This is a genomic window from Nostoc sp. ChiQUE01b (assembly GCF_034531255.1).
In the GTDB taxonomy this organism is placed as follows: Bacteria; Cyanobacteriota; Cyanobacteriia; order Cyanobacteriales; family Nostocaceae; genus Nostoc.
The window spans coordinates 1-7,946 of the sequence record NZ_JAVRBM010000030.1 but is presented as its reverse complement, the minus strand read 5'-3'; the positions used below and the strand labels follow the sequence as shown (position 1 = coordinate 7,946).

The window sequence follows — 7,946 nt, the reverse complement described above, 5'->3', positions numbered from 1 at the left end:
GAACCTGAAATTACGTACTGACCATCTGGGGTGAGGGCAACTGCGTTTACCGAGTCGCTATGACCTGCTAGGGTACGTACTAAGGAACCGCCAGGGGGAGCCAAGCTGGCTGTTTGGGGAAGCAAGGAAGGGGTTTTGCATTGCTGCGCCTGCGTTAACAATCTTTGAATTTCTTCTCTTTCAAAACCCAGCAACCGCCCTAATAATTGCCCTGGTAATTGCTGTTTATCTTGATTTAAAAAATGTGCCGACAGTCGCAATGCACCTTGAATTAACTGTAAATTCTCATCTTCAGGCAAAAAATCATAATCTGCTATCAAACCATTAACATTAGTGTTCTCCAACTTCGCCTGCAACCAGCGAAAATCACACAGCAGTTGTTGTAATTCTGTTTCCCTTCCCCCTGTCTGCAAGTGATAGGCTAAATTTTGATAGATATAACCGTCATTTTCTAAACTATGCCAACCTTCAGAGTATTTTTCACTATAGGCATTTAATAGACGATTGTGCAAAAAACCTATCCTTCCACTTTCGGTTACTAAGGTGGCGTGCTGCTTTCTGACATAATCAAACTGCAAGTCATGCAAGCGCAAACTTCCCGCTTCATCCCGCAAAGCCAGAGATTTACTCACTAATTCATCAATCACATCTTGGCTATCAAACTCATCTAACCCCAACGGTTGCCAAAAAGTCTGCAATACTGCTTCTGGTATTGGTGTATCTTCAGGAAAGACCGCAAAATCTAAATATCGCTGTTGATAATTCTCAGACATATCCTCCACACTCACCTGAATTGCCTTGAGTAAATTTGGATAAGGATAATCGGGAAACTGTTGTTTGATTTTCTCTAAATCAGCACTACGTAGTTTTTCTAAAATATTGTGCCAGCGATTTGGCGGTTTAAAGCGCATCATCGCCCCTACCATCGCCAATGCTAAGGGCAAATATCCACATTCCCGCGCTACCTGCAAGATGACATCATTTTGCTGTGTGGGGTCAATGATCTGCGGTTGATTTGCCCAATCTGCCAAAAGTGCTAACGCCTGTTGTGCATCTAAGACCTCAAGCTGATATTCTTCCCCTCCCATCCCTGTAACTATTGCTACATTACGGGTGGTAACTAACATTTGACACCGTTCTCCTAACACATCAAACGCCGTCGCATCATCCAAACGCCAAATATCATCCAAAATCAGCAAGCAAGCTTTATCTGCAAACAGCTCTCGCAACCGTGCTTTCGCCAATCCAATCTCGGTAAAGGCCGCTTGCAAGTCGCCTAACGCCTGAGCAAGATAGGATTGCCAAGTCAAAATCTGGGGTGTTTGTCCAAATGTTACCCAAAACACCCCATCAGGAAACGCCTTTCTGACCTCTTCATCCCGCGCCAGTGCTGTAGCTAAGACTGTTTTACCAATTCCGCCCATTCCTTGCACACCAACACGGCGGCTTTTCCCTGTAATCCCCACAGGTTGTTTTGTTAGCAACAATACCTTGTGTTTTAAGGGCGTAAGTTGTTGGGGACGGAGTAAAAAGTGCGGTGGTAATTCTGGGACATTGGTAAGATTTCCTAAAGGTAGATGATGGGGAGTTAGATTAGTTTTTTTTTAATTTCAGGAATCGACTCGCCAGACACGCCAGCTAACATAATCGCATTCTTGGCAATATTAAAAGCAAACTCTACAGGCGAACTTTGATCATATTGGGGATTGTAAGCCAGAAGTGCATCGTAAAATCCCACAACAAATTCAATTGCCGCTTCATCTTGGATTTGATCGTTCATGCCAATCACATAATTGATGTGTTGGGCGATCGCTTTTGCTTGGACTTGGGAGTAGCAAGCATTCAACAGCACACATTCTACTTGATTAGAAAACTGTCCAAAAAGTCCAGCTAATGCTTCTCCCGTAACTAGCTGTTCGTTTCCAATTTCATCTTCAAAAGCTAATCCTTGTACTCCTGCACCATGCCCAGAAAAGTGGATAATGTTTGGTCGATAATCCAAAATAGCGCGGCGAATATCCCTCGGACGTACTGCCAAATCATACCGCAGATCAAAATTCTCCCGATTTTGCGCCCTTTGCAAACCTTCCTTAATGTCACGCAATTCTTCATCGAGACGCAAACGTACTGTCTGCTTAGGATTTGCTGCCAAAATCAAAATTTTTTGGGGTTTGATGGTCATTGCTGACGTTGGGAGTAGCTGCTTTCAAGTATACAGCAAAGGGCTAGCAATTTAAATGCAGCGGACGGACTCTAGCTGTTAGGGCAGAGTCCGAGGTGATCTGCCGTCGCTGATTTGAGCCGTTAGCCTGACTGCGCTTTTACCCAACTTATAACCGAAATATGGTAGAAACCCCGCTTTGGGGCAAGTTTACCCTGTCAAAAAACGGGTATGGTAAAAGCCAATCCAGAAGTCGCCCCAGCCATTGTTAAAAAGACGTAAAATCCCCTATTAAAAAACGACCTTTTTTTGATAGGGATAGGGAATAGAAACATTATTTGTACGCACTCTAAATAAAAAATGCACATCTATTTAAATATGCCTATTTTTTAATTGAGTGTTAAAGCATATTGATGTACTTTTAATCAATATGGTGATGAAAGTATATATATGGAATATAAGGTAGATGTACTGAGTGGGGGAAGAATAACACTGCCTGCATCTTTGCGTAAGAATTTGCATATAGCCGAAGGCGATACAATAACCATTTCTGAAGAAAATGGTGAAGTGAAAATTTTGTCTCAATTTCAGAAGCTGGAGATGGTACATAATCTGGTTCGCTCCCTTAGTGCTGGCGATCGCTCTAGTTGGAGCGAAGAATTAATTGCATCTAGACGAGAGGAGTTTTCCCGTGAAGAACAAAGCGGTTCTTGATGCCTCGGCGCTATTGACGCTTATTCACGAAGAACCGGGCAAAGATGTTGTCAAAAGTGTTTTGGCTGATGCGGTTATATCTATGGTCAACCTTTGCGAAACATCAACGGTTCTACAAAGAAAGTATGACCAATTCACGTCTCAAAAGATTTTGCGCTGGTTGGATATTGACGCAATCCCCTTTAATAAAGAGCAAGCAGATATCGCGGCTAACTTGAACGGTCAAACTCAGCAGCATGGCTTATCATTGGGCGACCGCGCCTGTTTAGCCCTGGGAATTATTCTGCAAGCTCCAGTGTTTACAGCAGATAAGGTTTGGAAAAAACTGGATTTGAGTATTGCAGTGAATCTCATCAGGTGAAAGGAATTGTATTTGAGACAGTTAATTCATCAACTGTTCAGTTAACACCAAAACGCCCCCAGCAAAGTCTTATTTACTGACATCAAAATCAGTGCTAAACTGGCATTTTAGCTATTAATTTAGCATATTCATTACATAGAACTCAGGTTAATTAAACTCACAATCGTTTGTACAAGCATCTCTGGCTCAATCGGTTTCGCTAGATGCCGTTGAAACCCTGCGGCTAATGCCTGCTGGCGATCAAATTCTCCGGCGTAGGCAGTCAGAGCAATGGCTGGAATCTGGCGATCGGGCAATCGCGCCCGAATTTGTTGCATTAACATATAGCCATCCATCTCTGGCATTCCAATATCGCTGACGATGAGATCGAAGGACTGATCGATGGTTTGCAATGCCTCAATTCCCGATGCAACATTGGTGACGATCGCGCCTGCTTGCTCTAGAACAAAAGCCACAAACTCACGGGAATCTGGTTCATCATCCACCACTAAGATGTGGATGTCACTCAAATCGTCATCCGTTGAGTCTGAGTCAACTGCTCTTGACAAAGTTGGACTTGATACAGGCGCAAGTGGGAGTTGGACTGTGAAGGTGGCACCCTGCCCTTCACCTGGACTAGCAACTGCAACAGTTCCACCATGTAGTTCGACGATTTGCCGGGCGATCGCCAATCCTAACCCCAGTCCGCCAAACTTCCGCGTGGTGGCTCCATCTTCTTGGCGAAAATGCTCAAATACGTAGGGCAAAAAGTCAGGATTAATACCTTTACCTGTATCAATGACTTGAATTTGTGCATAAGTTGCTCCTTGAGTCAAGGCGATGGTGATTTGTCCGCCTGGTGGCGTAAACTTCACTGCGTTAGCAAGAAGATTCCAAACCACTTGTTGCAATCGTCCAGCATCACCTGTAACGGTTCTGATATTCGGTAGAACTGTTGTCTCAATGTACAACGACTTGGCTTCGGCAGCTAGGCGAACCGTTTCCAGGGCAGATGCAATCACCAGATTCAAGTCAACAGGCATCTGATTCAAACTCAATTTGCCACGCAGAATCCGCGAGATATCGAGCAGATCGTCAATCAGTTGCGCTTGCAGTTGGGCATTGCGGGCGATCACGGCCAGCGCGTTTGCCGTTTTTGCCGCGTCGAGGTTGCCTTGTTGTAGCAGCTTTGACCAACCCAAAATGGGATTGAGGGGCGATCGCAACTCATGAGACAGCACGGCTAAAAACTCGTCTTTGACGCGGTTAGCGGTTTCGGCAGACTCCCGTGCTGCTTGTTCTCGTGCTAAAAGCATTTGTAAACGTTCTTCCGATTCGGACAGTTTTTCTTCTGTCTGTTTTCTTGCCGTGATATCTTGAACCGTGCCGCGTAACCCCACAATCGTGCTGTCTGAGTCGCGTACAACTTCACAGCGGGTAGTGATCCAAATCGGCGTACCGTTGCAAAATGCCTGCACGTCGAGTTCGTAGCCGACTCCCGTTTTCAATGCCTGTTGGACAGCCGTATTGATGCGCTGCCAACTTGCGTGCGGGTAAAGCCAGCCGTCCTGAGCAGCAAAGTTGGGCATCGTGTCGCGCTTTGGATCAAACCCGTAAATCCGCAGCAGTTGATCTGAGCCAGTGGTGATGTCGGTCTTCGCGTCCCAATACCAACTGCCAATCTTACCGATGCGCTGCGCTTCTGTCAGTTCAGCTTCACGCTGCCGCAGTTGTTCTTCGGCTTGTTTGCGTTCTGCTTCGCGGTGCTTTGCATCGGTGATTTCAGAGAGAAAAATCGTCAGTCCATCCGGCGATGGGTAAACCCGATACTCAAACCAGCGATTCCAGGTGGGAAACAGCCACTCAAACTGCACTGAGATTTGCTCCCTCAGTACCTGTTGAAATTGAATGTGAGCTTCGCTACCAGCCGCATCGGCAAACAGTTCCCAGACGTTTTGACCTAAAAGAGCTTCCCGCTCCATATCAACGATTTCACAATAGCGATCGTTGACGTAGGTAAAATTCCAGTCTCGATCCAGCACCACAAATGCATCACTAATACTCGATAGAATTGTTTCCACCTTCTGTTGAGCAGTTTCGGCTTCTAGCCTCAGCACTTGCTCTCGTTGCATTGCTTCCCGCCGCAATTGTGTTAGCTTCAAGGTTGCTTCGACCTTTGCCAGCAGTTCCCGCGCTGAGAACGGTTTAATCAGATAATCATCGGCTCCTGCTGCCAAACCTTCAATACGGGCTTCTTCTCCCGCCCGCGCCGATAACAGAATAATCGAAATTTCTTGAGTTTGCGGATGTTCTCGCAGTTGGCGCAACAAGCCAAATCCATCCAAGCGCGGCATCATCACGTCTGTCAGCACTAAATCAACAGCGCGTTCAGTGATCGCCTTCCATGCCGCCATGCCATCACTCACCGCTTCAACTTCGTAGTATGGGCTTAACAAGCGTGTGACATATTCGCGCATATCGGCATTGTCATCGGCTAAGAGAATCCGAGCGCAGAGAGAGTTTTGAGTTTTGAATTTTGAGTTTTGAATTGAAGATTCAGTATTTAACTCAGAACTCAAAACTGAGAACTCAGAACTCTCTGTAGATAGCCAACGCGATGCTTCCTCCACAAACGGAGCCGTTCCTAGCGCGGTCGATTGCAGAGTCCGGGGCGTTTGAATTTGATCGCTTGGTAGATGCGTCGAACCAAACGGAATCGCCACAGTAAACGTAGTTCCTCGATCTAAAACACTCGTGACCCGAATCGAACCTCCGTGCAGTTTCACCAGCTCTTGCACAAGGGCGAGTCCAATCCCCGATCCTTCATAGGTGCGTGACTTTGCTCCATTGACACGATGAAATCGTTCAAATAATCGCGGTAATTCCTCTGGGGGAATGCCAACACCCGTATCTGCAACTTGTAATTCTACCCGATCCGCGATCGCCTGTAATGTAACCGTGATGCTGCCAGTGAATGTGAACTTGAACGCATTCGACATCAAATTGAGAACAATTTTTTCCCACATATCGCGATCGACATACACTGGTTCTGGCAGTGCCGGACACTCTACCCTTAGTTGCAATCCCGCCTGTTCAATGAGGGAGCGAAATACACTGGCTAAGTCGCTAGTGAATGCGGCTAAATCGGTTGGCTCATACATCGCTTGCACTCGTCCCGCTTCAATCCGCGAAAAATCGAGCAGCGTATTGACTAATTTTTGTAAGCGCAGTCCGTTGCGCTGCACCAGTTGTAATTGTTCCCGCTCATTGAATTGTAACCGTTCATCTAATGTGTTCGCCAGTGCCTCCAAGGGACTCAACATTAGCGTCAAGGGAGTCCGAAATTCATGGCTAATGTTACTGAAAAATACGGTTTTAGCGCGATCGAGTTCTGCTAACGCTTCCGCCCGTTGACGCTCTTCTTCATAAGCACGGACATTGGCGAGTGCCGTTGCCATCTGCCCAGCAACTTGATCGAAGAAATCTCGGTAATTATCATCGAGTCTGCGACGCGGGCTAGCAACAACCACCAGCACTCCGGTAACTTTACCTTGCCCAGTGGCAGCGATCGGCAACACCATTGCTGACTGTGGTGGCTCTGACCAAGGGCTGCCCGGGAGTCTTCCAAAGCGAGATTCTAGATCATTGATCGCTTGTGATTTGCCAGTACGAGCGGCCAGGGCGATCACCCAGCCATCAATATCATTCGCCGCAGTCAGGTCTACGACCGCCGGAATGATGGAACTGTCTGGGGCATCAGTACTGCCACATAGCCGAGCCTGTTTCCCGTCCTGGTCAATCAAGTAGAGGAAAGCAAAAGGAATGTCAAACGGATCGGACTTGAAAGCCTCTACCATCAAGGCACATAATTCTTCCGCAGTTTTCGTAGTTCCAGTTTTAGCTGCTACTTCCCGGAGCAGGCGAGCGCGGCGATCGTTCAACACCCGATAGGTAGTTTCACTGACAACGTTAAATACGCCGTCAATCACACCGCCCTGCCCCTGGATGGGATTGAAGGTGTACTCGAAGAAACATTCCTCGGTATAGCCAAACCGATGCATTGACAAAAGTTCATCGTTATGGAATGTGCCTTCACCCGTCGCTAAAACGCCTGCTAATTCCGGCCCAATGTCGTCCCAAATCTCAGACCAGACTTCGCGTGCGGGGCGACCCAGTGCCCACGGGTGCTTGTCACCAACGATCGGTCGCCAAGCATCGTTGTAGAGCAGCAAGCAGTCTTGCCCCCAGTAAATGGCGATGGGAAAACGGGAATTGAGGCAAATACTCAGCGTTGATCGCAGGCTTTGAGTCCAAGTTTCCACAGCACCAAGCGGGGTTTGCGACCAATCGTGCGATCGCATTCGCATTGCCATTTCGCCCTTGCCTGCAAAAAGCTGTTCAGCCGTTGAACGATCCACAGTCATGCGTTTTCCTTTCGCCCACACAGACGGGCAGCAATTGTCACAATTTCGTTTGGCTCAACTGGTTTGGCTAGATGCCGTTGAAACCTTCTTGGCGAAAATGTTCAAACACATAGGGTAAAAAGTCTAGTTTAATGCCTTTTCCAGTATCTGTAACTTGAATTTGGGCATCAGTCCCAGTTTGGGTGAGAGTGACTTTCAAGAAGGCAGGAGGCAGAGGGCAGGTGCGATTCGTTGTGAGTGAATCACGGTAACCAGTCCGGCGCGACCTGAAAAGGTCGTTTAGGAAGCAGAGCCTTCTCTGCCAAGG

6 protein-coding genes are annotated in these 7,946 nt (G+C 47.1%); 2 read left to right on the top strand and 4 right to left on the bottom strand.

The features are described 5' to 3' along the window. Together RMY63_RS19795 and RMY63_RS19790 are read right to left on the bottom strand one after the other, a co-directional pair. Positions 1–1,484, bottom strand: a 1,484-nt coding sequence (locus RMY63_RS19795; RefSeq protein WP_322730341.1) for an NB-ARC domain-containing protein, incomplete at its 3' end; no start/stop codon positions are given. A 104-nt stretch (positions 1,485–1,588) separates the two neighbouring features. Further along, positions 1,589–2,182 (bottom strand): CHAT domain-containing protein, encoded by a 594-nt coding sequence (locus tag RMY63_RS19790; protein ID WP_322730340.1) that lies wholly within the window; start codon positions 2,180–2,182, stop codon positions 1,589–1,591. 429 nt (positions 2,183–2,611) lie between these two features. Here RMY63_RS19790 and RMY63_RS19785 point away from each other — a divergent pair, with 429 nt between their 5' ends. After that, positions 2,612–2,875, top strand: coding sequence for an AbrB/MazE/SpoVT family DNA-binding domain-containing protein (locus RMY63_RS19785; protein ID WP_322730339.1), 264 nt, complete (start codon positions 2,612–2,614; stop codon positions 2,873–2,875). Next, the gene (locus RMY63_RS19780) at positions 2,853–3,236 is read left to right on the top strand and encodes a type II toxin-antitoxin system VapC family toxin (protein ID WP_322730338.1); all 384 of its coding nucleotides are present in this window, start codon (positions 2,853–2,855) and stop codon (positions 3,234–3,236) included. Before RMY63_RS19785 ends, RMY63_RS19780 begins: the two co-directional genes overlap by 23 nt. 131 nt (positions 3,237–3,367) lie before the next feature. On the opposite strand, the gene RMY63_RS19775 is transcribed toward RMY63_RS19780, so the two are convergent. Together RMY63_RS19775 and RMY63_RS19770 are read right to left on the bottom strand one after the other, a co-directional pair. Then, positions 3,368–7,639 carry an ATP-binding protein gene (locus tag RMY63_RS19775; protein ID WP_322730337.1) on the bottom strand — a complete coding sequence of 1,424 codons (4,272 nt, stop codon included), beginning with the start codon at positions 7,637–7,639 and terminating at the stop codon, positions 3,368–3,370. A 67-nt stretch (positions 7,640–7,706) separates the two neighbouring features. Further along, on the bottom strand, positions 7,707–7,946 hold a 240-nt coding region (locus RMY63_RS19770; protein WP_322730336.1), incomplete at its 5' end, for a hypothetical protein.